The organism is Bradyrhizobium sp. Leo78, assembly GCF_059512425.1.
Map to the genome: position 1 here is coordinate 288,709 of NZ_JCAMOT010000005.1, position 26,124 is coordinate 314,832.

Consider the following 26,124-nt stretch of genomic DNA (forward strand, 5'->3'; position numbering starts at 1 on the left):
CGAACCAGCCATACTGCCCTAAATGGGTATTTAGAATACCTATTTGAGGAGAGCTGGCATGACAGGGGCAGAGCGGCGCGAGCAGATCACGGCCGACATCGTCGCCAAGACCGGCATCACCGAGGCCATGATCGAGCACCTCGTGCACGGCTTCTATGACAAAGTTCGTGCCGATGCGGTGCTCGGGCCGGTGTTCGAAGCACGCATCCGGGATTGGGGGCCGCATCTGTCGCAAATGTGCGCGTTCTGGTCGTCGGTCGCGCTGATGACCGGCCGCTATCACGGCACGCCGATGGCAAAACACTTGCCGCTGCCGGTCGACGCCGATCATTTCGACCGCTGGCTCGAATTGTTCGAACAGACCGCCCGCGAACTCTGTCCGCAGGAGGCGGCCGCGCATTTCATCGAGCGCGCGCAGCGGATCGCTGCCAGCCTCGAACTCGGCATCGCCGGCGCTCAGGGCGTGATGCTCGGCAAGGGCGAGCGGTTTCGGCGCGGCGAGGAGGGAGCGGCGCAATAACACACGAACGCCGTGACAAGACCGCAAGATCGGTCGAGCGCGTCATGTCTGTGTGCGCATAGCTGGCGCTGCCACGGAGGACAGAACGATGAAGGCGGCGCTTCAAGACTACCATGCCCGGATGCAGCGGGTGCTGGATCACATCATCTGGACGACGATCTGGACCTGGACGCACTTTGCAGCGTCGCAGCCTACTCGAAATATCATTTCCACCGGCAGTTCACGGCGACCTTCGGGCTGTCCGTGCATCGCTATATCCAGCTCGCCCGCATGAAGCGCGCTTCATACCGGCTAGCCTACAGCGATGCCCAAAGCGTCACGGACATAGCGATGGATGCCGGTTACGATGCACCGGACGCCTTCGCCCGCGCCTTTCGGCGACGGTTCGGGCAATCGCCTTCGTCGTTCCGGCAGTCTCCCGACTGGGAGCCGTGGCTTGCGGCCTTCGGGCCTCTCGACAACGCAAGGAGCAAGCTCATGCAGAAGACTTTTACCACTGACGACGTCACGATTCGCGATGTGCCCCCCATGCCGGTGGCGATCATGGAGCATCGGGGCGACCCGGCGACGCTCGGCGCCACCATCCAGCGGTTCATCGCGTGGCGCAAGGCCGCTGGCCTGCACCCCAAGACAAGTGCGACCTTCAATGTCTGGCATTCCGAGCGGCGTCCTGCGTCGCCTGCCGATTATAGCGTGGACCTTTGTGTCGGGACCGACCAACCGATCGAGGCGAGCGGTGAGCAGATCAAAGCCGGCGAGATCCCTGGCGGACGCTGTGCGGTGCTGCGCGTCGTTGGCAACACCGACAATCTCGAGCCCGCCGCGCTCTACCTTTATCGCGACTGGCTTCCGGCCAGCGGCGAGGAAGCACGCGACTTCCCGATCTATTGCCAGCGGCTGAGCTTCTTCCCGGAGGTGCCGGAGCATGAGGCGGTCGCGGAACTATTTTTGCCTCTGAAATAGCGCCCTCTGACGGCGGCCTGTCCCTTCCGATCGCAAGAAACGGACAGGCCGCTATCCACCCAATCTCGGTCTTTATGGTTCACGGCCTAGACCTTCTCGGCGTGATCCATCGCCATTTGCTCGCGTTGCGCGGCCTGTTCCAGATTGCCAATCAGGCGCTGGAGCAGATCAATCAACATTTTGATTTCACCGTCGCTCATGCCCGCAACGGCCATTTCATTGCCGGCGTCCACGGCTGCATCGATCTCGGGAAGTATTCCGAGCGCCTTGCGCGTTATTGAGATCAGGCTACTGCGGCCGTCATCGGGATCGGGGCTGCGCTTGATCATGCCGTCGCGTTCGAGCCGCGACAGGAGCTGAGCCATGCTCGGCTGCTCGATCCGGGCACATAGCGCCAGGTCCTTCTGGGAGAGCTTTTGTCCTGCCCTCAACATGTTGAGAACGGGGAAGCCGGCAACGCCGATTCCCAACGGCCGGAACTTGGCATCCGCCAGGCGGAGGAGCAATCTCGCCGCCCTGTTGATGAGATGGCCCGGCCGCTCGTGTAGCTCCCATTTTCGCATCGTCATTTTCTCTTGCATAGGGTCCTATACAAATATATAGGCTCCTATATGTAACCTGGATGCAGCCCGAAGAGTAGGCCATGATCGCAATTGTGGGCGGGGGAATGGGCGGACTTTGTCTGGCCAGCGTGCTGCATAGACATGGCATCGCGGCAGTCGTCTACGAGGCCGATCTCTCGGCCACCCTTCGTCACCAGGGTGGGATGCTCGATATTCATCAGGATACAGGCCAGGCCGCATTGCAAGCCGCGGGTCTGCTTGAGGCCTTTGCCAGCCTTACTCTGCAACATGGCGATGCCTTGCGCGTCCTGGACAAGACAGGCGCGGTGCGACTGACTGATGACGGCGATGGCTTGCGGCCGGAAATCGACCGGGGCACGTTGCGCAATCTGCTGCTGTCCTCTCTGCCGCCGGGCCTTGTTCGCTGGAATGCGCGCGTGACCGGAGTAGGTAGGGCGGATGGCGGGTTCAAATTGTCGTTCGCCGACGGCAGCGTCGCGACGGCAGACCTTTTGATCGGCGCTGATGGAGCGTGGTCAAAGGTCCGCCCGCTCGTCTCGGAAGCCGTTCCGATCTATTCGGGCATCAGCTTCGTCGAACTGCGCTATCTCGATGCCGACAAGAGACATCCGACGGCGGCCGCCCTGGTTGGCAAAGGATTCATGCTCGCGCTCTCGGACGAACGAGCCATCATCGGCCATCGGGAGCCCGATAGCGAGTTGTGTATCTACGCTGCCCTCAAGGTCGCGGCCGATTGGTCCAGACGGCCTGTTTCTCGCGACATGCTGCACCGGCACTTTCACGACTGGCATCGTGATTTTCATGAAGTGCTGGCCAACAGCGATGGCGATCTCCTGCCGAGGCCAATCTGGATGTTGCCGGAGGGACATCGCTGGCCGCGCACTCCAGGCGTGACGCTGCTCGGGGATGCCGCTCACCTGATGTCGCCCTTCGGCGGAGAGGGGGCAAATCTGGCCATGATCGATGGTGCCGACCTGGCCAGGGCCATCATCGAACATACCAACGACATCGAGCGTGCCCTTCCGATCTACGAAGCCAAGATGTTCCCACGCGCCCGGGAGAAGGCCGCCGAATCCGCCGCCAATCTCGAACTCTCGTTCGAAGCGAATGCCCCGCAGGGGATACTGGAGTTCTTTGCAAGTCACAGCTTGCAGCCTTGTTGATGATTCAGCGGAACAGCCGGCGGAGCTGACGCATGAGGCGCAATGGACAAAGCCGCTTCGCCGCTCTGGTCTCGGCGGCCTGCACCTGTGCGACGACGTAGACGCCGGTCGAGTAGACCAGCGGTTCCGGTAGCTGCAGTGAACGCGCGATCAGCGATGTCGCCAGATTGAGCAGCCATGCAATGATGTCGGCGGCGGACGGGAAGGGGCTCGGGTCGGGTCTCATGGTCATCTCCTCGTGCCCTTCGAAGATGATCCGGTCCGCGCGCCTTTTCGATTACCTCGCACGTAAGAGCTTTCGATTACCTCGGACGTAATGGAATGGCCGAAGGCCGCGTGGTAGTTTTTCGTGCATGAACGCACATGCATCCACGGCGCGGGCCGAACCAACCAGGCCGATCCATGTCGGCGAGCACTTGCGCGAATGGCGGCAGCGCCGCCATCTCAGCCAACTCGATCTCGCCATCGAGGCGGATATCTCGGCGCGTCATTTGAGCTTCGTGGAAACCGGCCGCGCCGCGCCGTCGCGCGAGATGGTGCTGAGGCTGGCCGAACGGCTGGAGGTGCCCTTGCGTGAACGCAACGTGCTCTTGGTCGCGGCCGGTTTCGCGCCGGCCTTCCCGCAGCGCTCGCTCGATGATCCCGCGCTGAAATCCGCGCGGCAGGCGATCGATCTGGTGTTGAAGGCGCATGAGCCGAACCCTGCGCTGGCCTATGACCGCCACTGGAATCTGGTCACCGCCAACCGCATGGTGGCGCCGCTGCTCGAGGGCATTCCGCAGCGGCTGCTCGGCCAGCCCTTCAACATCCTCCGGCTTGCCTTTCATCCCGAGGGGCTGGCGGCACGCACGGTCAATCTCTCCGAATGGACCGGACACCTGCTGGAGCGATTGCACCGGCAATGCGAGGCAACGGCCGATCCGGAATTGCTGAGGCTCTACCAGGACCTGAAGAGCTATCCGATCCCGGCGCGTTCGGGACCGCTGCCGCCGGACAATGTCGCGATCCCGCTCAAGCTGCGCCACGATGGTGGGGTGTTGAGCTTCTTCTCCACCACCATGGTATTCGGCACGCCGGTCGATATCACGCTGTCGGAACTGGCATTGGAAACCTTCTTTCCCGCCGACGATCTGACCGCCGAGCGGCTGAAGCAGATGGCTGACGCCATGAAATAGCGGGTTGTCGGGGTTCCCTTCGCGGCTTATCTCTGCGTCTTTCCAGCGGAGGAACGCCCGATGAGCACCCTGAAGCCGCTTCGCCTCGACATCGTTTCCGACGTCGTCTGCCCCTGGTGCTATATCGGCAAGCGGCGGATCGAGAATGCACTCAAGCTGGTGCCGGATGTGCCGGTTGAAGTGCGCTGGCGCCCGTTCTTCCTCAACGCCTGGGTGCCGCGCGAGGGCATCAGCCGCGACGAATATCTCACCGCGAAGTTCGGCTCGGTCGAGGCCTACAAGGGCATCGCCGGGCGCGTTGTCGCCGCCGCGGGCGAGGAGGGGCTGACCTATCACCCGGATCTCGTCAAGCACCAGCCCAACACCATCGATTGCCATCGGCTGATCCATTGGGCGGAGGCCAAGGGCAAGGCCGCCGAGATGAAGCAGCGGCTGATGGAGCTTTACTTCCGCGACGGGGGCGACCTCACCGACATCGACGTGCTGGTGCAGGCAGCGGCGGATGTCGGGCTCGATGCCGACGACGTGCGCAGGCGCCTCGCAACCGATGAAGATGTCGCGCTGATCTCGTCGCAGGCACAGGAGGCGTCCGACAAGGGCATCTCCGGCGTGCCGACCTTCGTGTTCGCACAGAAATACGCGGTTTCCGGCGCGCAGCCGGCCGAGCAGCTCGCCCGCGCCATCCGCCAGGTATCGGCCGAGATCAACGCCGAAGCGGCGGAGTAGCGCCCGTAGCCCGGGTGGAGCGTAGCGCAACCCGGCACACCTGCATCAGCGTCTTCGAGAGTCCCGGGTTACGCTGCGCTTCACCCGGGCTACGAACCAAAAAAACATCAAAAGAAAATTGGGAGAACGTCATGCTCTATGAGCTCCGGACCTACACGGTGAAGCCCGGGACCCTCGGCGAGATGGTGAAAGCAGCGAGCACCGTGTCGCGCGACATCCGCAAGGATGACTACGGCAAGCTCGAAGGCTATTGGACGACCGAGATCGGTCCACTCAATCAGGTCATGCACCTGTGGAGCTATAAGGATTTTGACGAGCGGAGCAGGCTGCGCGGCGAACTCGCCAAAAATCCGCGCTGGACCGGCGAGTATGTTCCGCTGATCCGCCCGCTGCTGCAGCGTCAGGATATCCGCCTGCTCAACGCGGTGAAGCCACCGGTTGCTCCGGCATCGACGGGCAACATCTATGAATTCCGCAACTATCGCGCCAGGCCGGGCGGCGCGATCAAACTATGGCTCGAAGCGCTCATGGAGGCGCTGCCGGCGCGCGAGAAATACTCCAAGATCGTCGGCCTCTGGCAGACCGAGGCAGGCCAGCCGAACGAAGTCTGCCACATCTGGGCTTATCCCAGCCTCGATGCGCGTGTTGAAGCCCGCGCGAACGCCTTGAAAGATCCGGCATGGCAGGAATTTCTCCGCAAAGGCGGCCCGCTGCTCGACGAGATGCACTCAACCATCATGCTGCCCGCGCCACACTCGCCGTTGCAATGAGTTGCGGGACGAATGCCGTGACCCGTAGCCCGGGTGGAGCGCAGCGCAACCCGGGACGGCTGCTTCGCCAGGGCGAGTGGCCCCGGGTTACGCTGCGCTTCACCCGGGCTACGATTGCTAATGGGACTTGCCGCGATTTCTGATGAACCGAACACCGCTACGTGCGGCTTCCTCCGCAAAACGGTGCACAGCCAGGGCGGTATGGATCATTGGCACGAGCGGATCGTGCCGCCGCAGCGGGATCAGGACGTCGCCGATGGCAAGGCGCCCGCGCCAGATCGGGTTGATCATGGGATGGTCGGGCGCCGCGGTTGAATCCGCCGAGCGGATCGCCGGATCGCCACAGAGATGGCGGGTGAGATCGAGCGTCAACTGCACGCCCGGCGAATATTTGGCAAAGCGCTCATCGACGCCGAGCTTGAAATAGAACGCGCGCTCCTGGTGCCGCAGCACGATCGCGGCTGCGACCGCGGTGTCGCCGGCGCGGAGCGTTACGATCTCGCATTGGCCGGTTTCGGCAAGCGCCGCCGTGGCGCGACGGATGAAGGTGGCGTCGCCATCATGCTGGACGAGCGCGGTGCCGCGCTTGCCTTTCCAGCCGCTGGCTTCGAGGATGAGGAAGGTTTCGAGCGCGGCTGCGACGTCATCGGGCGAGCGCGCCACCTCGAAATGCACCGCGCCGTGTTCGTCGAGACGATGACGCAGCCGGCGCAGCTCCTTCAGCTTCTTGGTTCCGAGTGCTTCGAGCAGCAGTTCGTCCGCATTGCGCGTCGCGTCGAGGCAGGCGCGAAGGCATGATTGCATCAGGCGCGGACGCATGCCGTTCAGCCGCAGCACTTCGGTGAAGGCCCGCATCGCTTTGCCGTCCAGCGACATGTCACGCAGGATCAGCGCATGCGCACCAGCCTTGCGCGCTTCCTGCATCAGCCGCTCCGCTGTTGCTTCGGCGACGTCGCCATCGAGCGGCGGCGTGCACAGCGTGCCATAGGGCTGTGCGCTCACCAGCGCGGGCAGGGGGATTTTATAAGCGCGCCACAGCGAGACGACCGGCAACAGCCCGATCATCCGCGCCGGTCCGTCATAGGCGAGCGGAGCATCGCTGAAGGCGCTAAGCGCGAGCGCACCTGTGCGGCCGCGAGCGGAGGCGTTCACCGCCAAGACCCAACCCGGCAGGTAGTAGGCATTCGGCTCGGCCACGTGCTCGGCGAGCGCGCGCCATTGGCTCATGGGAATATCGGCAAGCGGCGCGAGCGCGGGACTGCCGCTCGCCGGCGCGTGCGCAGGCATGGCATCGTCGGTCGATGCGCGATCAATAACCGCTTTGTCGACGATCTCGGCCACTTTCCCCGCTTCCCCGTGCGTGAGCGATGGAGGGACTGTCAACGTCGCCCCTCGTGATCGCGCTTACCGGAAAGCTAGCGGAAGAAATGCAAAATACGGTTGGTTCGGCGCTGCAATTTAAGCGGTACTGTTAACGGACCGTTCACCAAAAAAGGGCCGCCGAAACGCGTTCGGCGGCCCCTTTTGTCTTGTTCAGTGCTTACCAGCGATCGTCACCGACGCCGATACCCACGGTCCCGCCGGGCGTACGAATGCCGACCCCCGCGCGCGGGCCGCCATCGTAGTAATCGCGGTCGCGATATTCGCGGCGCTCGATGTAACGCTCGCGCGGCATGTAGTTGTAGGAATCGCGGACGATCACGCGCCTGCCGCCGCGGGTGCGATAGCAGTTCCCGTCATCGTCACACACCATGCGCACATGCTGCACGAGTTCAGGGTTGCTGTACTCCGTGGTGCTATAGATGTCGGTGGCCTTGGCAGCGCTGCCGACAGACAACGCGCCGACGCCGGCCAGCAAAGCGATTGCAAATGTCTTCATGGTTCCGCCTCCGCATAAGATACTGCCCTCTCGGCTGACAAAGCTGCGCGGAGGGTTTCGTTCCGAAGGAACTGGCTTGGCGCGATCGGTTCCGTTGCGCGCGCGCTTGTACCGAGGTGGAACAATTCAGTCGTCGGCGAACAGAGATCAGATCGGCTCGTAATTCTCCGTCGCGCAAGTATCGTCGCTGTCGATCCGGCGGCGGTCGGCGATGGCGCCTTCATTGATGAAGACGCGATAGGTCTGCGTGCCCAAGGGCTGGCCCATCACCGATGTCAGTTCAGCGCGCACGCAGGCGGTCCATCCCAGTCCGCGCAGATCGTGCAGCGGCTGCGAGACACGAACATTGGCGGGACGCGACGTCGATACGAACACCGAGTCCAGTTTTTCGCTGACCAGCCGCTTGATATCGGGCGGCGCTTCAAGCGGCGGCGGCTCGGCCTCCCTGGCGCGCAAGAACGCCGGCATTGGCAGCGGCGAGCGGCTATCCACGAAGCCGCAACCGGCCAGCGTAGCCGCCAAACCTAACAGCAATGTAATGCGAGCGTTGTCCCACCCCATTCGAGGTACTTACCCTGCGCGAATAAACTTGGCTGCCCCCGAACGGCGCGCTATCGATCAACTATTGCTGAATTGGTCCGGGGCACGCCATGCTGCCGTTTTCCAGTATGAAGATACCGGGGCGGAGTGGCAGGGAGAGAGTAACAATGCGCAAGTTAGCGGTCGCCGCGGCGGTATTGGCGCTGATGGCGATGCCAGCCCATGCCCAGATGGGCGGCAAGCGGCATCGCGGCGACGCTGCCGGAAGCAAGCAGGACAGCAAGCCGAAGGTCGACGAGAAGGCTTACAAGGCCGCGCTCGAACGCATCCCCGAGCCCAAGGAGAAATACGATCCCTGGGGCGTGGCGCGGCCGACGGAGCCTGCGAAGAAATCGAAGTGATCTGACGGCAATCCATCGTCGAATAATGCGACAATGTCGATGGGGGCGTGCGACACGTGAGCCGGCGCATGAACCTTGCCGTCAAACCTCACGACCAATCCGGCAAGCCATCGCATTGCCGGAGATCGTTCGATGTCGCGCCGCTCGCTCGCCAGACTGCTTGTTTCCGCTGCCGTGCTGCTCGGCGCCTGTCCCGCTTTGGCCGAGAACCGGCTAGCGCTGGTGATCGGACAATCCGCCTACAAATCAGTGCCGGTGCTGCCCAACCCGGCCAATGACGCCAAGGCGATGACGCAACTTCTCACCGATTCGGGCTTCCAGGTGCTATCGGCGTCCGACCTCTCGCAGAATGAATTGCGGGCCAAAGTCAGCGAATTCGCCGGCGAGGTCGCGGCGAAGGGCGCCGACACGGTGGCGCTGGTGTTCTACGCCGGACACGGCCTACAGGTCGATGGCGAGAATTTCCTCGTTCCGACCGACGTCGATCCGAAGCGCGAGGCCGACATTCCGATCCAGGCGGTGCGCCTCAATGATGTCCTGAACACGCTTAATTCGGTGCCGAGCAAGATGCGCATCCTTCTGCTCGATGCGTGCCGCAACAATCCATTCCCGCAGCTCAAGAGCGCCGGCCAGGGACTTGCGATTGTCGACGCCAAGACCGGCGCGCCCGGCACCCTCCTGTCGTTCTCGACCTCGCCCGGTGCGGAAGCCGAAGACGGCGACGGCAGCAACAGTCCCTACACGACGGCGCTGCTCGCGGCAGCGAAAGAGCCGGCGCCGATCGAGGAAACCCTCAAGCGCGTTCGTGTCGCTGTGAACAAGGCGACGGCTGGCCGGCAGACGCCGTGGGACAGTTCGTCGTTGACCGAGGATTTCCGCTTCGTAGCTGATACCGCCGGCACCAACGCTGCCGCGCCAAAACTCGCATCGGCCAAGCGCACGGTCGAGCAATGGAAGCGCGAATTGCAAGGCAAGCCGGTCGACACGGCCAATGAGATCATCGTCGCCGACGGCACCGATGAAGCCTATGAAGCCTTTGCTGCGCTCTACGCCTCGACGCCGCGCGGGCTGCAGGCGCGTGATTGGCTCGATCGCCATCGCCGCATGGTGGCCTGGAACAACGCTGTCCTGATCAACACCGCGGCCGGTTATCGCGCGTTCCTCGCGCAATATCCGGACAGCGATCTCACCGCGACCGCGCGCAAATTGGAGGAGCGGCTGCGCAACCGCCCGAACATGGAGCTGGCTCTCGCAGCGCCCGTCAGCGTGCCCGCGACCAACGCCGCGCTGACCTGTCCCTGCAACGCGCCGTCGCAACCGGCGCCGATCAAGAGGGTCGATACGCCCGCCAGGAAGCGCGCCGAGCCGGCGCCGCCCAAGCGCGCCAGCACGCCGCCGCGCCGCTTCGTCGAGGAGGAGGACGTCGTGGTCGTGCGCCGTCCGCCGCCGCGCGTCGTCTACGAACCCGGACCGCCGGTCTCGATCGGGATCGGCGTCGGCGGTGGCTATGGCCGGCCCGGCGGCTATGGTGGCTATGGCGGACGCGGCGGCGATGGCTGGAGCGGTCGCAGGAGTGGATACTGACCAGGTAATGGCGTAAATCATCCGGGGAAGATGCAGCAGTCCATGACCGCATCTTCAGCGGGACGCCATGCGCCATCTGGTCCGCCTGCTTGCCGTGTTGTGTGTCGCGACGCCGGCCCTTGCATGGGAGCATTGGGGTGGCGATCGCGGCGGATCGCGCTTCTCGCCGCTCAAAGAGATCACGCCTGACAATGTCGCCAACCTGATCCGCGCCTGGGAATTCCGGACCGGCGATCTCGACCGCCGCGCGCCGGAGGTGATGCGGCGGACGAAATTCCAGGCGACGCCGCTGTTCGTGGAAGACAGCCTGGTGTTCTGCTCGCCGTTCAACGAGGTGATCGCGCTCGATCCCGGGACCGGCGCGCAGAAGTGGCGCTACGATCCCGGTATCAGCACCCGCCAGCGTCCCGCCAACCGCTATGTCTGCCGCGGCGTCGCCTATTGGGTCGACGACAATGCGCCTGCGGGGGCCGTTTGCCGATCGCGGATATTCATGGGCACCAACGATGCCCGTCTGATCGCACTCGATGCCAAGAGCGGGATTCGTTGCACCGGTTTCGGCAATGCCGGCGAGGTCAGGCTCGATATCGGCATGACGCTGGAATGGCCGGGCGAATTTCAGGTGACCTCGCCGCCGGTGGTTGGCCGCGGCGTGATCGTGGTCGGCTCTGCGATCGGCGACAACCGCCGCGTCGACGCACCGCGCGGCGTGGTGCGCGCCTTCGATGCGCGCAGCGGAGCACCGCGCTGGAATTTCGATCCGCTGCAGCATGACGGCATCGAGGCGGGCCACGCCAATGTCTGGGCGCCGATGTCGGTGGATGAAGTGCGCGGCCTGCTGTTCCTGCCGACGACGTCGCCGAGCCCGGATTTCTGGGGCGGCAAGCGTTCGGGCAACAACGAGCATGCCAACTCGGTCGTCGCGCTGCGGATCGAGACGGGTGAACTGGTGTGGTCGTTCCAGACCGTGCATCACGATCTATGGGACTACGACCTGCCGGCGCAGCCGACGCTGGCGCGGATCGATGTCAGCGAAGCGATGCGCGATGTCGTGATCCAGCCGACCAAGCAAGGCTTCCTCTTCGTGCTCGACCGTAACAGCGGCAGGCCGGTGTGGCCGGTCGAGGAGCGCGCGGTGCCGCAAGGCACGGCGGAGGGCGAGAGGCCTTCGCCGACGCAGCCATTCCCGACCCATGTGCCGACGCTGGTGCCACAGAAGATCTCGGTCGACGACGCGTTCGATCCGTTTCCGCTGCTCGGCCGCTCCACCTGCAAGGAGCAATTTGCAAGCGCGCGCAGCGAGGGCCTGTACACGCCGCCATCGACGCAAGGCACGCTGTTGTTTCCATTCACCGGCGGCGGCGTGAACTGGGGCGGCGTCGCGTTCGATCCGGTCCATCAGATCCTCTACGCCAATGTCAGCCGTGCCGTGCATCTGGTGAAGCTGATCCCGCGCGAGCAGGCGATTGGCTTCAATCCGCCGCCCGGCCATGATTTCGGCCGGCAGGAGGGCGCGCCTTTCGCGATGTCGCGCGCAGTGGTGATGTCGCCGCTCGGATTGCTGTGCAACAAGCCACCCTGGGGCGAGATGGTCGCGGTTGACCTGAGGGCCGGCAAGATTCTCTGGCGTTCGACGGTCGGCACGACGGAGGATCGCGCGCCGCTCGGCATTGCACGCCCCTGGGGCACGCCGCTGGTGAATGGCGTCGTGGTCACCGCGGGTGGGCTCGTCTTCACCGGCGCGATGGATGCTTATCTGCGCGCGTTCGATGCCAAAACCGGCCGGGAGTTGTGGCAGGGCCGGCTGCCGGTGCCCGGCGTTGCCAATCCCATGACCTATCTGTGGAGGGGCGAGCAATATGTCGTGATCAGCGCCGGCGGCCATTCGGAAGCGGGCACCACGATCGGCGACAGCGTAGTGGCTTTCCGTTTGCCGCGGCAGGGCGAAGCGCCATCGCTGTGGTCGCGCACGATCGACCGGCCGGGCGGACGCTTCCTTGGCGGTGCGATTTCGGCGGGGCTCGTTGTTGCGCTCATGGCGGCTGGGGCGTGGCGCTGGCGTCGCCGGAGCGATGCTCGCTAAGCAATGCTGTGCGGTCACAGCATTGCAAACGCGCTCGACACCATCGCCACCGGCTTGTTGTCGGTGGCGGAGAGCAGCGTGACGCGGCCGAAACTCATGGTGCGGCCGAGGCGGACGACGCGGGCGTCCGCCAGCACGTCGGCGGCACTGACCGCGCGCATGAAATGCGTGGTCTGGTCGACGGTGGTCATCGGCCGATAGCTGCGGTTGGCGGCGAGGTTGGCAATCACCATCGAGGTGTCCGCGAACGCCATCAGTGCCTGACCGCAGACGACGCCGCCGTTGCGGCACAGCCGTTCGGAGAACGGCATGCGCAAGAGCGCGCCAGGCTGCCAATCGGCGCCGGCCTCCTGCGGCGGCGCAGCATCAAAGGCCTCGATCGAGAGATTGAGATCGAGCACCCAGGGGGCGAAGACCTCGGCCAGCACCCGCCGCGCATCATCAATGCCGAATTCCGTGACCTCTTCCTGCTGCATGGGGTGCTCGTTCCTCTCCCTGGATGATGACGGTATTCTAGAGGGCATTTCGGGCAAGGGAACAGCAGGGCGGCCGGCTTGAAATTGCCAGACTTTTGGCGCCGGATCGCGCCCGAGGCCCTGCTTTGCGGTGCGGCTTGGGCGATGCTATACGCGAGGCCAATCCCCAGGGGAGTAGCAAGGGAGCATTTCATGAGAATTCTGGGCGCCATCGCTGTCGTGGCGATGCTGGCAACACCGGCCTACGCGCAAATATCGACCCCCCATATCAATCTGCTTTCCGACGGGCCGACGAAGACGCCGGACGAGATCGAGCAGGACCAGGTCAGGGACAAGGCCTACAGGGAATCGCTGAAGAAGATTCCGGATGCCAAGACCTCATCCGATCCGTGGGGTAATGTGCGGAGCGAGGCCCCCAAAGCCGCTACCCCGGCCAAGCCGAAGACCAAGACGGGCAGCGCGCAGCAGTAGCGCCGGCCCGCGCGGAGACTCGGATTCGGTCTCCGCTCGCCCTATATTTGGCCTGTCGTCACCTGGTTTGGAATTGCGACATGGCCTTGCGTCCGCGTGATCTCGCGAGCCGAATGGCCGCCCGGCGAAAGCGGGGCGACGGCTTCCTGCGCGAGACCTTTACCCTGCCACGCGACGAGGCGCGGTTGAAGGCGCGCGACTTCCTCAACCGGTATCCGAAGGCCGCCTATATGAGCGCGGTGGAAAGCTGGCGCGAATTGCCCGGCGACCGGATCGAATTCACGATGCGTCGTCTCGCCAGCGCCGATTGAGAGCCTTGATTTGATGTCTCGGCGGTAGGCTGATCCTGCCTGGTTTCCCCTAAATTGTGAGCGGTTTTGCACAAGCGGGATTCAAGCTTTCCGCCGTAATTCTCCGCTCGCGAGGGGATTACGCAATGACGAGACAGCGCAATGATCTCGGTGAGCGCAAGCATGTCCGGGTGGAAATACAAAAGTCGGGATTCCTGATCCCGGCACCCGATGCGCCGTGGATCGAATGCCGCGTGCACGACGTGTCCGACAGTGGCGTGTGCCTGGAGGTCGGCGCGATGGCGGTGCCAAAAGTGTTCGGGCTCTCGTTCACTGCCGGCGGTGAGGTGATGCGGGTGTGCGCGCTGATCTGGCGCCGGGGCGAACTGGTCGGCGCCCGCTTCGTCAGTGCGAAGGAACTGCGGCAGGGCCAAGAGCCAAACGAGCCGGACCCAAAGCCGCAGACGGTGTTGATCTGGATTTTGTCTTGGCGCGTTTCCTGCGCAGGTGCTCGAAAGCGCTCCAGCTAGTCCAGCGTTTTCGCGACCAGCCGGATCCGGAAGACCGGGCTCCTGGCCTCGTCCAGCAGTTCTATCTGCCACTCCGCATTTTCCTGAAGATGACGCGACACGCCGCCGATTATGTCGGCGCAGACACGCGTCATCTCCTTCCACGCAGCGTCACGATCGGCGAACTCCGCACCGTCATTGCAGATGCCGGTGCCGTCGGCGGTTCGGATGCGAAAGAAATAGAGCGGCATAAGATGGCACCGGCGCATCAAAGGCCGCCGACCGGCAACCCACTGGGAGCAAAAGCTCAGTGGAGGTCCTGACGGGGGAAAGATCAATCCCGGTTATTTACGGTAGTGCTCTTAGCGCAATGTAGTGCTGTCAGCGCAATGATGAGTCTGCGGTGCTGCTCGCTTCGCGACTGACCTTCTTCAGTTCGCGATCGATGCGTAACTGAACCCGTCTGATCGCGAGCAACTGGAGCTTTGCCTCGGTCTTGCCGGTCTTGATTGTATCGCCGATCTGAAACTGCCACTTCCACACACCGGGGGTGGCCAGTGTGACGGTATATTCGACGCCCTTATGGATCATCTCTTAGGCTCCGCGCACACCCGGCGGTATTCCAGGCCGAACGAAGGTTGCGCCACCTTGCAGTCTGCCGAAGGGCAGTTGCCGCAGCCTTGCGCGATCCGATCGCGGGTCCCGGTATTCCCAAACCTATCAATCGCCGTCCCCGAGTTTAACGCAAGTTAACATCGATCGAATCCCACCGTTCCAGCGGGCTGCATATTTTTCCCAGGATTTAGCAGATCCGCTGGGACGCGCCATTGCCGACGCGTTCGATCAAAATGCTTCCTGCGGTGCGTGACGGAACTATTTCGGAAACGCGGCAGTCGCGGCGATCCGTCAGGTGTGGAGGGATACCGTCAAGCAGGCCCGTTCGAAAACTCGTGCGTTCTCGGGCAGATGCACCAAATCGCGAACATTTTGATGGAACTTTGTTCTTGTCCGGAGAACTACGGCGCCCGCGTGGGCTCGATCGGTACATGGACACCCGGTGCTCGCCCACATTGGGTTTCAGTCGCGGACGATCGCTGTCATCGGGGCGGAGCAATCGTAGCTGGGCGATGGGACTGCAGGTCTGCGCGGGCTGTCGCTCCACTGCTTGCCGTCGGCGGCGATCGGATGGCAGCGAGCAAGCCATTGCGCGCAAGCGTCGATCTGGAGCGCGTGTTCGAGGAACCTTCGCAAGGCACAGGACGAGCTTTGCGCGAGCGCCTGATCGATCGCAGTCGAGTTCACGACTGCTAGTTCTTCCCAACCATCTCGACGGGATGGCGCGGCCTTATTGTTGCAACTGCCATTGCTCGGCGTAGACAGCCAGCCGCTCATATTCTTCGGCGATCTTAAGCAGCCTTTCGCGCGAGCTACGGTACGCAAACGACTCTGCTTTGCTACGGGTTTCCTCCGCTCGCTCTCGCCAGTAGCGCGGGTCTTGCAGCGTGTTCCTCATGGCATTTCCCGTTCTGCTCTGTCTGAAAGACAATTCCGGAACGGAAGAGATGCTCCCTCGCAAGGAAGAAACCCGGATGCCCACTAACTTGCGTTAAGCTCGAAAGGAACTTCGTTCTCGGTCGGAGAACTACGGATTGTCGCCCTCTCTCGGAAACGGCTCAAAGGTTTGACGTCCCAGGAACGTGTCAGGCTTTGCACTTTGTTCGAGAAGTTCGAAGGACTGGGCGACGATCTCGCGCGACCGTGTAGCGATGACATCGTCCTGTGTGCGGGACGGGCGGCAAATATGAGTACGCCAGTCGATCATCTTCGGGCTCCCTCAGATTTATGCAGGCGGGAGCGCGATTGGTCTCTCAGCCACCGACGCCTACGGGGCGGATCCGCTGCCGATGATGGACGGGCAACTCGGACGGTGCAGGTTTGGTTCGAAGTGGCTGGGGGTAAAAAGAACATATTGCGAACATGGAACAAAGGTGGTACAGAATTTCCAACGCAATAAACCATCGATTTCTTATCGCGCCCCGTTTGTCCCGCTAGCGAATCCCCGTCATAAGGAGCACATCCAATGTCCGCCACTACGCTGCGTATTGTCGAAGGATCCTCTATGGATAAATCCAAGGCTCTGTCTGCTGCGCTGTCCCAGATCGAGCGCCAGTTCGGCAAGGGCTCGGTGATGAAGCTCGGCAAGAGCGACCGCTCGATGGATATCGAGACGGTATCATCGGGGTCGCTTGGGCTCGACATCGCGCTTGGCGTCGGCGGCCTGCCGAAGGGACGTATCGTCGAGATCTACGGGCCGGAGTCGTCGGGCAAGACCACGCTGGCGCTGCACACGGTGGCGGAAGCGCAGAAGAAGGGCGGCATCTGTGCCTTCATCGACGCGGAACACGCGCTCGACCCGGTCTATGCGCGCAAGCTCGGCGTCAATATCGACGAGCTCCTGATCTCGCAGCCCGATACCGGCGAGCAGGCACTGGAGATTTGCGACACGCTGGTGCGTTCGGGCGCGGTCGACGTGCTGGTGGTCGATTCGGTGGCGGCGCTGGTGCCGAAGGCCGAGCTCGAAGGCGAGATGGGCGATGCGCTGCCCGGCCTGCAGGCGCGCCTGATGAGCCAGGCGCTGCGCAAGCTCACCGCCTCCATCAACAAGTCCAACACCATGGTGATCTTCATCAACCAGATCCGCATGAAGATCGGCGTGATGTACGGCTCGCCGGAAACGACCACCGGCGGCAACGCGCTGAAGTTCTACGCTTCCGTTCGCCTCGACATCCGCCGCATCGGCGCGATCAAGGAGCGCGACGAGGTGGTTGGAAACACCACGCGCGTGAAGGTGGTGAAGAACAAGCTGGCGCCGCCGTTCAAGCAGGTCGAGTTCGACATCATGTATGGCGAGGGCGTCTCCAAGATGGGCGAAATCCTCGACCTCGGCGTCAAGGCTGGCATCGTCGAGAAGTCCGGCGCCTGGTTCTCCTATGACAGCCAGCGGCTCGGTCAGGGCCGCGAAAACTCCAAGGCGTTCCTCCGCTCCAATCCCGATATCACCAGCAAGATCGAGCTTGCGATCCGGCAGAACTCCGGCCTGATTGCCGAACAGATCCTCGCGGGCACTCCCGAGCGTGACGCCGACGGCGAGGAGCCGGCGGAAGAGTAAGTTTTTTCGAAATATCCGATTTCTTCGCGGGAAGCGGGCGCTGAGGACGTTGAGTTGCCGACGTCTTCGGCGCCCGTTTCGTTTCTCAGTAGGGGCCGAGGGACCAATGAAACGGCTGATCCTGACAAGTTCGTCCGGCTACGGTCTCGTGCGTATGGACCTCGCTGAAGTTGTCGTTCCTTTCACCACTCGCTTTGTATGGGGATCGTTGCCGTCTCCGGGCGAACTCGCAACCTATGTCGCCGGGTGCCCTGAGCAACATCGACCGGGATCTCACTGGTCGGACTTCGTCGGCCAGTTTGGAAACGACAGCGGAGCTCGCAAGAACCTCCCCCTCGTCGAATTTTGCGGGCCCTATGAGACCATCGAACTATGGTTTGATCCGCAGCCGAACGATCAGTTGCAATTGATCTGGCTGCTCGATCTCTTTCGTTTGTACCCTGAGACGGCGGCCAAGTTGACGTTGCGCATTGTCGACTTCGATTTGATCATGATGGACCACGAGGGGCCCGCCGCGCAGCACGTTCGCAAAGTCGACGTCACCGGGGCAATGCTTGAAACGGGAAGCATGAGCTGGCAGGCGTATAGGGCGCCGACGCCAGAACCTTGCTTTCACCTCCTGGGCAAGGATTTGAGTGCGCTGCCGATGCTCAGGCGAACTCTGATTGATCTGCTCGAAGAGCTTCCCTCGGCTTCCACCGGGCTGGGTGCTACGGAAATGCGGATGCTGGAGCTGATCTCAAGGGGCTATGCGAACATCAACCCGCTTTTCCACCTCAGGAAGCTTCGCCAAACGCGCGTCTTCAACGAGTGGGAGCGGGGTTACCTGCTTGACGGGCTTGGGCTCGGCCCGACCCCTGCGGTCGAGGGACTCGACGAAGAGCTGCGGACGATCAGACGGGATAACTTGCGGGACCGGCATACGGCGCTCCTGCGAAGCCGACTGTCGCTCACCACGTTTGGCAAGGCCGTCGTCGCCCACAAGGAAGATTTCAGCCGCCACAACCCGATCGACCGCTGGTGGGGCGGCACACATTTGACCAACGATAGCCTCTGGCGCTGGAATCCGAGGCTCGTCGCGCCGTGACACGGCCGTAGGATGGGTAGAGCGCAGCGAAACCCATCATTGCCGCCAAGCGCACGGGCGCGATGGGTTTCGCTGCGCTCTACCCATCCTACAATTCTGCAATTTCGAGGTTCCGGGGCCGCGCCATTGCGCGCCCCGGAATGACGGCGTCACCTCATTCCGCAGCTTGCGCGTAATCGCCCACCGGCGGGCAGGAGCACACCAGGTTGCGGTCGCCGTAGACATTGTCGACGCGGCCGACCGGGCTCCAATATTTGTCTGACCGGGAGACGCCGTCGGGGAAGCAACCCTCAGTGCGGCTATAGGCGCGATTCCATTCGTCGTCGGCGATATCGTGCACGGTGTGCGGCGCGTTCCGGAGCGGTGAGGCTTCGACCTTGAAGCGGCCGCTCTCGATCTCGGCGATCTCCTGGCGGATCGCGATCATGGCATCACAAAAACGATCGATCTCGGCCTTGGATTCCGATTCCGTCGGCTCGATCATCAGCGTGCCCGGCACCGGGAAGCTCATGGTCGGCGCGTGGAAGCCGTAATCGATCAGGCGTTTTGCAATGTCGTCGACGGTGACGCCCGCCGAGGTCTTCAGCGGCCGCGGATCGACGATGCATTCATGCGCGACGCGGCCCTTGGCGTTGCGGTACAGCACCGGGAAATGCGCCTGCAGGCGCGCGGCGATGTAGTTGGCATTGAGGATCGCGATCTCGGTGGCGCGCGTCAGGCCTTCGCCGCCCATCATCAGGATGTAGATGTAGGAGATGGTCAGGATCGACGCTGAGCCGAACGGCGCGGCCGACACCGGCCCGACCGGTTGCGGCGTGCCGCCGTCCGTTGCGGGATGGCCGGGCAGATAAGGGGCCAGATGCGCCCGCACGCCGATCGGGCCCATGCCGGGGCCGCCGCCGCCATGCGGGATGCAGAACGTCTTGTGCAGGTTGAGATGGCTCACGTCGGCACCGTAATCGCCGGGCCGCGACAGTCCGACCTGCGCGTTCAAATTGGCGCCGTCGAGATAGACCTGTCCGCCATGGGCATGCACGATATCGCAGATCTCGCTGATGTGCTCCTCGAACACGCCATGCGTCGACGGATAGGTGATCATCACAGCCGCAAGATTCGCCGAATGCTTCTGCGCCTTGGCGCGGAGATCGTTGACATCGACGTCGCCGCGCGCATCGCACGCGACCACCACGACGTCCATGCCGGCCATCGCGGCGGATGCCGGATTGGTGCCGTGGGCGGAGGAGGGGATCAGGCAAATCTTACGATGCGCCTCGCCGCGCGCGGCATGATAGCCGCGGATCGCGAGCAGGCCGGCATATTCGCCTTGCGCCCCGGAATTCGGCTGCAGCGACACCGCGGCATAGCCGGTGATGTCGCACAGCCATTTTTCCAATCGCGCAAACAGCGCGTGATAGCCCTTGGCCTGATCTGCCGGCGCGAACGGATGCAGGCTGCCGAACGCCGGCCAGGTCAGCGGCACCATCTCCGTGGTCGCGTTCAGCTTCATCGTGCAGGAGCCGAGCGGGATCATCGCGCGATCGAGCGCGAGGTCGCGATCGCTCAGCTTGCGCATGTAGCGGAGCAGCTCGGTCTCGGAGCGATGCGCGTGGAACACGGGATGGGTCAGGAACGCGGTGGTGCGCTTCAATTCCGTTGGCAGCGCCTCGCGCGCGCCCGTCTCGATGCCGGCATAGGCAAGCGTACCGCCGAATGCGCGCCACACCGCCTCGATGATTTCGGGCGTCGTGGTCTCGTCAACGGCGATGCCGAGCGTACTGTCGCCGATCCGCAGATTGATCTTCTCCGTGCGCGCACGAGCGACGATCTCGCTCTGCTTCGCGCCGACCTCGACGGTCAGCGTGTCGAAGAACGCCTCGCGCGTCGGCGCAAAGCCGAGCTTGCGCAATCCCGCCGCCAGCACGGACGCGCGGCGATGCACATTGCGCGCGATATGAGTGAGGCCCTCGGGGCCGTGATAGACCGCGTACATTGAGGCGATCACGGCGAGCAGCACCTGTGCGGTGCAGATGTTGGAGGTCGCCTTCTCGCGGCGGATATGCTGCTCGCGGGTCTGCAGCGCCAGCCGGTAGGCAGGCATCCCGCGCGAATCCACTGACAGACCGACGATGCGGCCGGGCAGCGAGCGCTTCAACGCATCGCGCACCGCCATGTAGGCGGCATGCGGGCCGCCATAGCCCATCGGCACGCCGAAGCGCTGCGCCGAGCCGATCGCGATGTCGGCGCCGAGTTCGCCCGGCGACGCCAGCAGCGTCAGCGCCAAAAGATCGGCGGCGACGATCGCGAGCGCGCCCTTGGCACGCAGCGCTGCGATCACGGGCCGCAGGTCGCGCACCGCGCCTGATGTGCCGGGATACTGCAGGAGGGCGCCGAGCACGTCGGCCTTGTCGAGATCGGTGAGGGGATCGCCGACGATCAGGCTCCAGCCCAGCGGCTCGGCGCGGGTGCGCAGCACCGCAAGCGTCTGCGGATGGACTTCGTGGTCGACGAAGAATGCCTGCGCCTTCACCTGCGAGTGTCGCTCGGCAAGGGCCATCGCTTCGGCCGCAGCGGTTGCCTCGTCGAGCAGCGAGGCGTTGGCAACGTCGAGCCCGGTGAGGTCGCAGATCATGGTCTGGAAGTTGAACAGCGCTTCCAGCCGGCCCTGGCTGATCTCGGGCTGATAGGGCGTGTAGGCCGTGTACCAGGCCGGATTTTCCAGGATGTTGCGCTGGATCACCGCCGGCAGGATCGTGCCGGAATAGCCTTGGCCGATCAGCGAGGTGAACACCTGGTTCTGCGCGGCCAGCTCGGTCATGTGGGCCAGCGCCTCGGTCTCGCTCAGCGCACGGCCGAGATCGAGCGGGGCCTTCTGCCGGATTGATGAGGGCAGCGTCTCGCCCATCAGCGCGGCGAGGCTGGTGGCGCCGACGGTCTGCAGCATCGCATCGACGTCGCGCGGCGAGGGGCCGATGTGGCGGCGCACGAAGGTGGCCGCGGCTTCACTGGTCGGTTTGAACGGCGCGTTCATGGCAACCTCTCAGGCGGTGTGGGCTTTGTAGGCGGCTTCGTCCATCAGGCCGCCGAGTTCGCCCTTGTCGGCGATCTTCAGCTTGAAGAACCAGGCCTTGCCTGCGGCATCCGAATTGACCAGCGCCGGCTCGGCGGCGAGCGCATCATTGACCTCGAGCACTTCGCCCGAGATCGGCGCGTACACGTCGGAGGCCGCTTTCACGGATTCGACGACGGCGGCGGCTTCCGCCTTCTTTAGCGCGCGCCCGACCTTCGGCAGCTCGACGAACACGACGTCGCCGAGCTGCTGCTGCGCGTAATCGGTGATCCCGATCGTGGCGACATCGCCCTCGATGCTGAGCCATTCGTGGTCGGACGTGTAGAGCGTCGTCATGAAAAGTGTCCTCTAGCGTTTATAGGTGTTGGGAACGAAAGGCGTGGCGGCGACCGCAAGCGGCAGGCGCTGGCCGCGCACCTCCGCAAAAACATTGGTGCCGATGGCGGAGAGCGGGGTGGGCAGGTAGCCCATCGCGACCGGTGCATTGAGGCTGGGGCCAAAGCCGCCCGACGTCACCTTGCCGATCGCCGCGCCCGTATCAGCATCGGCAAACAGCGGCGCACCCTCGCGCACCGGCGCGCGTCCCTGCGCCTTCAAGCCGACGCGGCGGCGCGGGGCGCCATGCTCGAACTGGTCGAGGATCTTGTCCGCGCCCGGAAAGCCGCCGGCGCGGGCGCCGCCCTTGCGGCGGCTCTTCTGGACCGACCATTCCAGCGCGGCTTCGACCGGCGTGGTCGTGGTGTCGATGTCGTGGCCGTAGAGGCAGAGCCCGGCCTCGAGCCGGAGGCTGTCGCGCGCGCCGAGCCCGATCGGCAACACATCCGGATTATCCAGGAGTTGGGTCACCAGCGCTTCGGCATGCTCCGCGGGAACGGAGATTTCAAACCCGTCCTCGCCGGTGTAACCGGAGCGGGAGACGAAGCAGTCGAACTCAGCGACGCGGCGCGGGCCGGCGTCCATGAACTTCATCGACGGCGCGTCTGCACAAATTTTCGCCAGCGCCGATTCGGCCCTGGGCCCCTGCAGCGCAATCAGCGCGCGGCCCGACAGCGAATCGATATCGCAGGCATCGGACAAATGTCGCCGGAGATGCGTCTCGTCCTCGGCCTTGCAGGCCGCATTCACCACCAGGAACAGGTGATCACCGAAATTCGCGACCATGAGGTCGTCGAGGATGCCGCCGTCGGCGTTGGTGAACTGGGCATAGCGCTGCCGTCCCGGCGCGACGCCGAGGATGTCCTGCGGCACCAGCCGCTCCAGCGCCAAAGCTGCGTCGGAAACCTTGCCGGATTTCGGCCGCAGCGCGAGCTGGCCCATATGGGAGACGTCGAACAGCCCGGCGGCGGCGCGCGTATGAAGGTGCTCCTTCAGCACCCCGGCGGGAAACTGCACGGGCATCTCGTAGCCCGCGAACGGCACCATCTTGCCTCCGCGGGCGAGGTGCAGCGCATAAAGCGGAGTGCGTTTGAGGTCGGATTCGTCTCGCGCAAGCATTGTAGGGCCCTCGCGGTTCCCTGGGGACCATCCCCTGGAAACCCAAAAGCCCCATCTGTCGCTTTGCCTGAGAGTATTATCCCGTCGGCGGGCGCGCCCGGCTTGAAGCCTCACGCGCCTCTTTCCAGATGTCAGTGGTCACGCGGTCCTTTTGCCTGAGAGTTTCCGGGGCGGTTGCTCCTTCGGCGCCGGCTCAAGGCCGGTCTCTCCCGACGTGACTGATACTAGATAAGAGGGAAACACGGCGCGGCCAAGGCTGTCAACGCGGCTGCGGCAACTATCAACGGCCGGTTTACGCGATCGCGGCAAGCCTATGATGTGCTTGCACAGTTTCTGGACACCGCCGTGCGCCTTGTCTAAAAGCGTTCGGCCGGAAGATTAACCCTTTTGTGGCGGATTCCGGGCCCCTTTTCCGGTTGGATGGCTATGAGCAGCGTCAACGACATCAGGTCGACCTTTCTGAATTTCTTCGCGAAGAACGGCCACGAGATCGTGCCGTCGTCGCCGCTGGTTCCGCGCAACGACCCGACGTTGATGTTCACCAATGCCGGCATGGTGCAGTTCAAGAACGTCTTCACCGGCGTCGAGAAGCGCCCCTATCAGCGCGCGACCACCTCGCAGAAATGCGTGCGCGCCGGGGGCAAGCACAATGACCTCGACAATGTCGGCTACACCGCGCGCCATCACACCTTCTTCGAGATGCTCGGCAACTTCTCGTTCGGCGATTACTTCAAGGATCGCGCGATCGAGCTGGCCTGGAACCTGGTCACCAAGGAATTCGGGCTCCCGAAGGACAAGCTGACGGCGACCGTCTATATCGACGATGACGAGGCCTTCAATCTCTGGAAGAAGATCGCCGGCCTGCCGGAATCGCGCATCATCCGCATCGCCGGCTCCGACAATTTCTGGCAGATGGGCGATACCGGCCCGTGCGGCCCGTGCTCGGAAATCTTCTACGACCATGGCGACAAGGTCTGGGGGGGGCCGCCCGGCTCGGCGGAGCAGGACGGCGACCGCTTCATCGAGATCTGGAATCTCGTGTTCATGCAGTTCGAGCAGCTCGCGGGCGGCGTGCGCAATCCGCTGCCGAAGCCCTCGATCGACACCGGCGCGGGGCTGGAGCGCGTCGCCGCCGTGCTGCAGGGCGTCCACGACAATTATGACATCGACCTGTTCGTCTCGCTGATCCGCGCCATCGCCGATCTCACTGGCGCCGATCCCAAAGGCGAGCAGAAAGCCTCGCTGCGCGTGATCGCCGATCACCTGCGCGCGTCCTCGTTCCTGATCTCCGACGGCGTGCTGCCCTCCAACGAAGGCCGCGGTTACGTGCTGCGCCGCATTATGCGCCGCGCGATGCGCCATGCGCAGCTCCTCGGCGCGCGCGAGCCGTTGATGCATCGCCTCGTCTGGGCGCTGGTCCGCGAGATGGGCCAGGCGTATCCGGAACTGGTGCGCGCTGAGAAACTGATTGAAGAGACACTGCGGCTGGAAGAGACCCGCTTCCGCAAGACCTTGGAGCGCGGTCTTGCCATTCTCGATGAGAAGAGCGCCGGCCTGAAAAAGGGCGACATGTTCGATGGCGACACTGCGTTCACGCTCTACGACACCTATGGTTTCCCGCTCGACCTGACCCAGGACGCACTGAAGTCGCGCGGCATCAGCGTCGATCAGGCCTCCTTCACCGACGCGATGGAGCGCCAGCGCGAGAAGGCGCGTGCGGCCTGGGCCGGAAGCGGCGAGGCTGCGACCGAGAGCATCTGGTTCCCGCTGCGCGAGAAGCTCGGCGCGACCGAATTCTTGGGCTACGAGACCGAGCGTGCCGAGGGCGTGGTCGCGGCACTGGTGAAGGACGGCGCCGAGGTCGACGGCCTGAAGGCCGGCGAGAGCGGCGCGGTGGTCCTGAATCAGACGCCGTTCTATGCGGAGTCCGGCGGCCAGGTCGGCGACACCGGCCTGCTCACCGGCGAGGGCGTCACCTTCCGCGTCACCGACACCCAGAAGAAGGCCGGCGATCTCTTCGTCCACATCGGCCAGGTGGAGCAGGGCACGCTGAAGGCCGGCACCGCGCTGCAACTCGACGTCGATCACGGCAGGCGTTCGGCGATCCGGCGCAACCACTCCGCGACGCACCTCCTGCATGAGGCGTTGCGGCAGGTGCTCGGCGACCACATCGCCCAGCGCGGTTCGCTGGTGGCGCCGGACCGGCTGCGCTTCGACTTCGTGCACCCGAAGCCGATCACGGCGGAGGAACTCGCCCGGGTCGAGGACATCGCCAATGACGTGGTGCTCGAGAACGACGAGGTCACCACCCGCGTCATGGCGGTCGATGACGCCCGCGAAGCCGGCGCCCGCGCTCTGTTCGGCGAGAAGTATGGCGACGAGGTCCGGGTGGTCTCGATGGGCAAGGGCCCGCGCGAGCAGGGCCAGAACGCGTTTGGCTGGTCGGTGGAATTGTGCGGCGGCACCCATGTGCGGCGCACCGGCGACATCGGCCTGATCTCGGTGACCAGCGAGAGCGCGGTCGCCTCTGGCGTCCGCCGCATCGAGGCGCTGACGGGTAGCTACGCCCGCAAGCATGCCAACGACACCATCGCGCTGGCGAAGACCGCGGCGCAGGAGCTGCGCACTTCGGTCGAGGACGTGCCGGCGCGCATCGCCTCATTGATGGAAGAGCGCAAGAAGCTCGAGCGCGACCTGTCGGATGCGCGCAAGAAGCTTGCGATGGGCGGCGGCGCCGCCTCGAACGGCGGGGACGCCGGCGTGCGCGAGGTTGGTAACGTCAAGCTGCTGGCGCGCGCGGTCGAGGGCGTCGAGACCAAGGACCTCAAGAGCCTGGTCGACGACGGCAAGAAACAGATCGGCTCCGGCGTAGTCGCGATCGTCGGCGTCACCGAGGACGGCAAGGCCGGCATCGTGGTCGGCGTCACCGCCGATCTCACCTCGCGTTTCAACGCGGTCGATCTGGTGCGCAAGGGATCGGAGGCGCTCGGCGGCAAGGGCGGCGGCGGCCGGCCCGACATGGCGCAGGCCGGAGGACCTGACGGTGGGAAGGCCAATGCGGCGCTATCCGCGATCGAGCAAGCTTTGGCCGGCGTGTAAAGCATGATCCGGAAAAGTGGACCCGGTTTTCCGAAGAGATCATGCTCAAGCAAAGAGATGAGATCGTGATGCGA

27 protein-coding genes, 1 pseudogene and 1 riboswitch are annotated in these 26,124 nt (G+C 64.0%); of the genes and pseudogenes, 15 read left to right on the forward strand and 13 right to left on the reverse strand.

Features of this window, described 5'->3' with window-relative positions; translation table 11 throughout:
- Nucleotides 1–58: 58 nt before the first annotated feature.
- Nucleotides 59–520, forward strand: a complete 462-nt coding sequence (locus tag AC5ZG1_RS09360) for a group III truncated hemoglobin (RefSeq protein WP_496132671.1) — start codon at nucleotides 59–61, stop codon at nucleotides 518–520.
- A gap of 88 nt (nucleotides 521–608) precedes the next feature.
- Nucleotides 609–1,483 (forward strand): annotated as a pseudogene (locus AC5ZG1_RS09365) (AraC family transcriptional regulator).
- 86 nt (nucleotides 1,484–1,569) lie between these two features.
- Here the strand turns inward: AC5ZG1_RS09365 and AC5ZG1_RS09370 are convergent.
- On the reverse strand, nucleotides 1,570–1,953 hold the full coding sequence (locus AC5ZG1_RS09370) for a MarR family winged helix-turn-helix transcriptional regulator (RefSeq protein ID WP_456643335.1): 384 nt from the start codon (nucleotides 1,951–1,953) through the stop codon (nucleotides 1,570–1,572).
- 173 nt (nucleotides 1,954–2,126) lie between these two features.
- Between AC5ZG1_RS09370 and AC5ZG1_RS09375 the strand changes: the two genes are divergently transcribed.
- Nucleotides 2,127–3,230, forward strand: coding sequence for an FAD-dependent oxidoreductase (locus AC5ZG1_RS09375; protein WP_496132672.1), 1,104 nt, complete (start codon nucleotides 2,127–2,129; stop codon nucleotides 3,228–3,230).
- Between the two features lie 4 nt (nucleotides 3,231–3,234).
- Here the strand turns inward: AC5ZG1_RS09375 and AC5ZG1_RS09380 are convergent, their stop codons facing one another.
- Nucleotides 3,235–3,456: a hypothetical protein gene (locus AC5ZG1_RS09380; protein ID WP_409334853.1), complete on the reverse strand. Its 222-nt coding sequence runs from the start codon at nucleotides 3,454–3,456 to the stop codon at nucleotides 3,235–3,237.
- Nucleotides 3,457–3,583: 127 nt separating this feature from the next.
- On the opposite strand from AC5ZG1_RS09380, the gene AC5ZG1_RS09385 reads away from it, so the two are divergent.
- The 3 genes from AC5ZG1_RS09385 to AC5ZG1_RS09395 all read left to right on the forward strand — a co-directional run bounded on the left by AC5ZG1_RS09385 (nucleotide 3,584) and on the right by AC5ZG1_RS09395 (nucleotide 5,901).
- Nucleotides 3,584–4,405, forward strand: a complete 822-nt coding sequence (locus AC5ZG1_RS09385; protein WP_496132673.1) for a helix-turn-helix domain-containing protein — start codon at nucleotides 3,584–3,586, stop codon at nucleotides 4,403–4,405.
- A gap of 60 nt (nucleotides 4,406–4,465) precedes the next feature.
- The gene (locus tag AC5ZG1_RS09390) at nucleotides 4,466–5,131 is read left to right on the forward strand and encodes a DsbA family oxidoreductase (RefSeq protein WP_496132674.1); all 666 of its coding nucleotides are present in this window, start codon (nucleotides 4,466–4,468) and stop codon (nucleotides 5,129–5,131) included.
- A 131-nt stretch (nucleotides 5,132–5,262) separates the two neighbouring features.
- Nucleotides 5,263–5,901 (forward strand): NIPSNAP family protein, encoded by a 639-nt coding sequence (locus tag AC5ZG1_RS09395; protein ID WP_496132675.1) that lies wholly within the window; start codon nucleotides 5,263–5,265, stop codon nucleotides 5,899–5,901.
- A 117-nt stretch (nucleotides 5,902–6,018) separates the two neighbouring features.
- Here the strand turns inward: AC5ZG1_RS09395 and AC5ZG1_RS09400 are convergent, their stop codons facing one another.
- The 3 genes from AC5ZG1_RS09400 to AC5ZG1_RS09410 form a co-directional block, all read right to left on the reverse strand.
- Entirely contained in the window at nucleotides 6,019–7,188 is a 1,170-nt protein-coding gene (locus AC5ZG1_RS09400) for a GNAT family N-acetyltransferase (RefSeq protein WP_496132697.1), read from the reverse strand.
- Between the two features lie 253 nt (nucleotides 7,189–7,441).
- Nucleotides 7,442–7,780 carry a hypothetical protein gene (locus AC5ZG1_RS09405; RefSeq protein ID WP_028163520.1) on the reverse strand — a complete coding sequence of 113 codons (339 nt, stop codon included), beginning with the start codon at nucleotides 7,778–7,780 and terminating at the stop codon, nucleotides 7,442–7,444.
- A 147-nt stretch (nucleotides 7,781–7,927) separates the two neighbouring features.
- Nucleotides 7,928–8,341 carry a hypothetical protein gene (locus AC5ZG1_RS09410; protein ID WP_130228472.1) on the reverse strand — a complete coding sequence of 138 codons (414 nt, stop codon included), beginning with the start codon at nucleotides 8,339–8,341 and terminating at the stop codon, nucleotides 7,928–7,930.
- 146 nt (nucleotides 8,342–8,487) lie between these two features.
- Here AC5ZG1_RS09410 and AC5ZG1_RS09415 point away from each other — a divergent pair, with 146 nt between their 5' ends.
- The 3 genes from AC5ZG1_RS09415 to AC5ZG1_RS09425 all read left to right on the forward strand — a co-directional run bounded on the left by AC5ZG1_RS09415 (nucleotide 8,488) and on the right by AC5ZG1_RS09425 (nucleotide 12,388).
- Entirely contained in the window at nucleotides 8,488–8,721 is a 234-nt protein-coding gene (locus AC5ZG1_RS09415) for a hypothetical protein (protein WP_496132676.1), read from the forward strand.
- A gap of 132 nt (nucleotides 8,722–8,853) precedes the next feature.
- Nucleotides 8,854–10,305: a caspase family protein gene (locus tag AC5ZG1_RS09420; protein WP_496132677.1), complete on the forward strand. Its 1,452-nt coding sequence runs from the start codon at nucleotides 8,854–8,856 to the stop codon at nucleotides 10,303–10,305.
- A gap of 67 nt (nucleotides 10,306–10,372) precedes the next feature.
- Nucleotides 10,373–12,388, forward strand: coding sequence for a pyrroloquinoline quinone-dependent dehydrogenase (locus AC5ZG1_RS09425; protein WP_496132678.1), 2,016 nt, complete (start codon nucleotides 10,373–10,375; stop codon nucleotides 12,386–12,388).
- Between the two features lie 14 nt (nucleotides 12,389–12,402).
- Here AC5ZG1_RS09425 and AC5ZG1_RS09430 read toward each other — a convergent pair whose 3' ends face one another.
- Nucleotides 12,403–12,864: a PaaI family thioesterase gene (locus AC5ZG1_RS09430; RefSeq protein ID WP_496132679.1), complete on the reverse strand. Its 462-nt coding sequence runs from the start codon at nucleotides 12,862–12,864 to the stop codon at nucleotides 12,403–12,405.
- A gap of 192 nt (nucleotides 12,865–13,056) precedes the next feature.
- Between AC5ZG1_RS09430 and AC5ZG1_RS09435 the strand changes: the two genes are divergently transcribed.
- The 3 genes from AC5ZG1_RS09435 (at nucleotide 13,057) to AC5ZG1_RS09445 (ending at nucleotide 14,155) form a co-directional block, all read left to right on the forward strand.
- A complete protein-coding gene (locus tag AC5ZG1_RS09435; RefSeq protein ID WP_130228476.1) occupies nucleotides 13,057–13,335 on the forward strand; it encodes a hypothetical protein in 279 nt (92 codons plus the stop codon).
- An 80-nt stretch (nucleotides 13,336–13,415) separates the two neighbouring features.
- Nucleotides 13,416–13,646: a hypothetical protein gene (locus AC5ZG1_RS09440; RefSeq protein ID WP_028163513.1), complete on the forward strand. Its 231-nt coding sequence runs from the start codon at nucleotides 13,416–13,418 to the stop codon at nucleotides 13,644–13,646.
- A gap of 125 nt (nucleotides 13,647–13,771) precedes the next feature.
- Nucleotides 13,772–14,155, forward strand: a complete 384-nt coding sequence (locus tag AC5ZG1_RS09445; protein ID WP_496132680.1) for a PilZ domain-containing protein — start codon at nucleotides 13,772–13,774, stop codon at nucleotides 14,153–14,155.
- On the opposite strand, the gene AC5ZG1_RS09450 is transcribed toward AC5ZG1_RS09445, so the two are convergent.
- From AC5ZG1_RS09450 to AC5ZG1_RS09465, 4 genes are all read right to left on the reverse strand, one after another.
- Complete coding sequence (locus tag AC5ZG1_RS09450) at nucleotides 14,152–14,385, reverse strand: DUF6894 family protein (RefSeq protein WP_496132681.1); 234 nt, start codon at nucleotides 14,383–14,385, stop codon at nucleotides 14,152–14,154. The genes AC5ZG1_RS09445 and AC5ZG1_RS09450 overlap by 4 nt on opposite strands.
- Nucleotides 14,386–14,515: 130 nt before the next feature.
- Complete coding sequence (locus tag AC5ZG1_RS09455) at nucleotides 14,516–14,725, reverse strand: hypothetical protein (RefSeq protein WP_028163511.1); 210 nt, start codon at nucleotides 14,723–14,725, stop codon at nucleotides 14,516–14,518.
- Nucleotides 14,726–15,479: 754 nt separating this feature from the next.
- Nucleotides 15,480–15,647 (reverse strand): hypothetical protein, encoded by a 168-nt coding sequence (locus AC5ZG1_RS09460; protein WP_496132682.1) that lies wholly within the window; start codon nucleotides 15,645–15,647, stop codon nucleotides 15,480–15,482.
- 129 nt (nucleotides 15,648–15,776) lie between these two features.
- Nucleotides 15,777–15,956, reverse strand: a complete 180-nt coding sequence (locus AC5ZG1_RS09465) for a hypothetical protein (protein WP_130228479.1) — start codon at nucleotides 15,954–15,956, stop codon at nucleotides 15,777–15,779.
- 258 nt (nucleotides 15,957–16,214) lie between these two features.
- Here AC5ZG1_RS09465 and recA point away from each other — a divergent pair, with 258 nt between their 5' ends.
- Nucleotides 16,215–17,303 carry a recombinase RecA gene (recA, locus tag AC5ZG1_RS09470; protein WP_130228480.1) on the forward strand — a complete coding sequence of 363 codons (1,089 nt, stop codon included), beginning with the start codon at nucleotides 16,215–16,217 and terminating at the stop codon, nucleotides 17,301–17,303.
- A 106-nt stretch (nucleotides 17,304–17,409) separates the two neighbouring features.
- Nucleotides 17,410–18,390, forward strand: coding sequence for a hypothetical protein (locus AC5ZG1_RS09475; protein WP_496132683.1), 981 nt, complete (start codon nucleotides 17,410–17,412; stop codon nucleotides 18,388–18,390).
- A gap of 154 nt (nucleotides 18,391–18,544) precedes the next feature.
- Here AC5ZG1_RS09475 and gcvP read toward each other — a convergent pair whose 3' ends face one another.
- The 3 genes from gcvP to gcvT are packed head-to-tail and all read right to left on the reverse strand — an operon-like array spanning nucleotide 18,545 to nucleotide 22,951.
- The gene (gene gcvP, locus AC5ZG1_RS09480) at nucleotides 18,545–21,418 is read right to left on the reverse strand and encodes an aminomethyl-transferring glycine dehydrogenase (RefSeq protein ID WP_496132684.1); all 2,874 of its coding nucleotides are present in this window, start codon (nucleotides 21,416–21,418) and stop codon (nucleotides 18,545–18,547) included.
- A 9-nt stretch (nucleotides 21,419–21,427) separates the two neighbouring features.
- Nucleotides 21,428–21,793 (reverse strand): glycine cleavage system protein GcvH, encoded by a 366-nt coding sequence (gene gcvH, locus AC5ZG1_RS09485; RefSeq protein WP_028163506.1) that lies wholly within the window; start codon nucleotides 21,791–21,793, stop codon nucleotides 21,428–21,430.
- 12 nt (nucleotides 21,794–21,805) lie between these two features.
- Nucleotides 21,806–22,951, reverse strand: a complete 1,146-nt coding sequence (gene gcvT, locus AC5ZG1_RS09490; protein ID WP_456646076.1) for a glycine cleavage system aminomethyltransferase GcvT — start codon at nucleotides 22,949–22,951, stop codon at nucleotides 21,806–21,808.
- Between the two features lie 133 nt (nucleotides 22,952–23,084).
- A riboswitch (glycine riboswitch) is annotated at nucleotides 23,085–23,174 on the reverse strand.
- Between the two features lie 203 nt (nucleotides 23,175–23,377).
- Between gcvT and alaS the strand changes: the two genes are divergently transcribed.
- Nucleotides 23,378–26,050 carry an alanine--tRNA ligase gene (gene alaS, locus AC5ZG1_RS09495; protein WP_456646075.1) on the forward strand — a complete coding sequence of 891 codons (2,673 nt, stop codon included), beginning with the start codon at nucleotides 23,378–23,380 and terminating at the stop codon, nucleotides 26,048–26,050.
- Nucleotides 26,051–26,124: the final 74 nt, after the last annotated feature.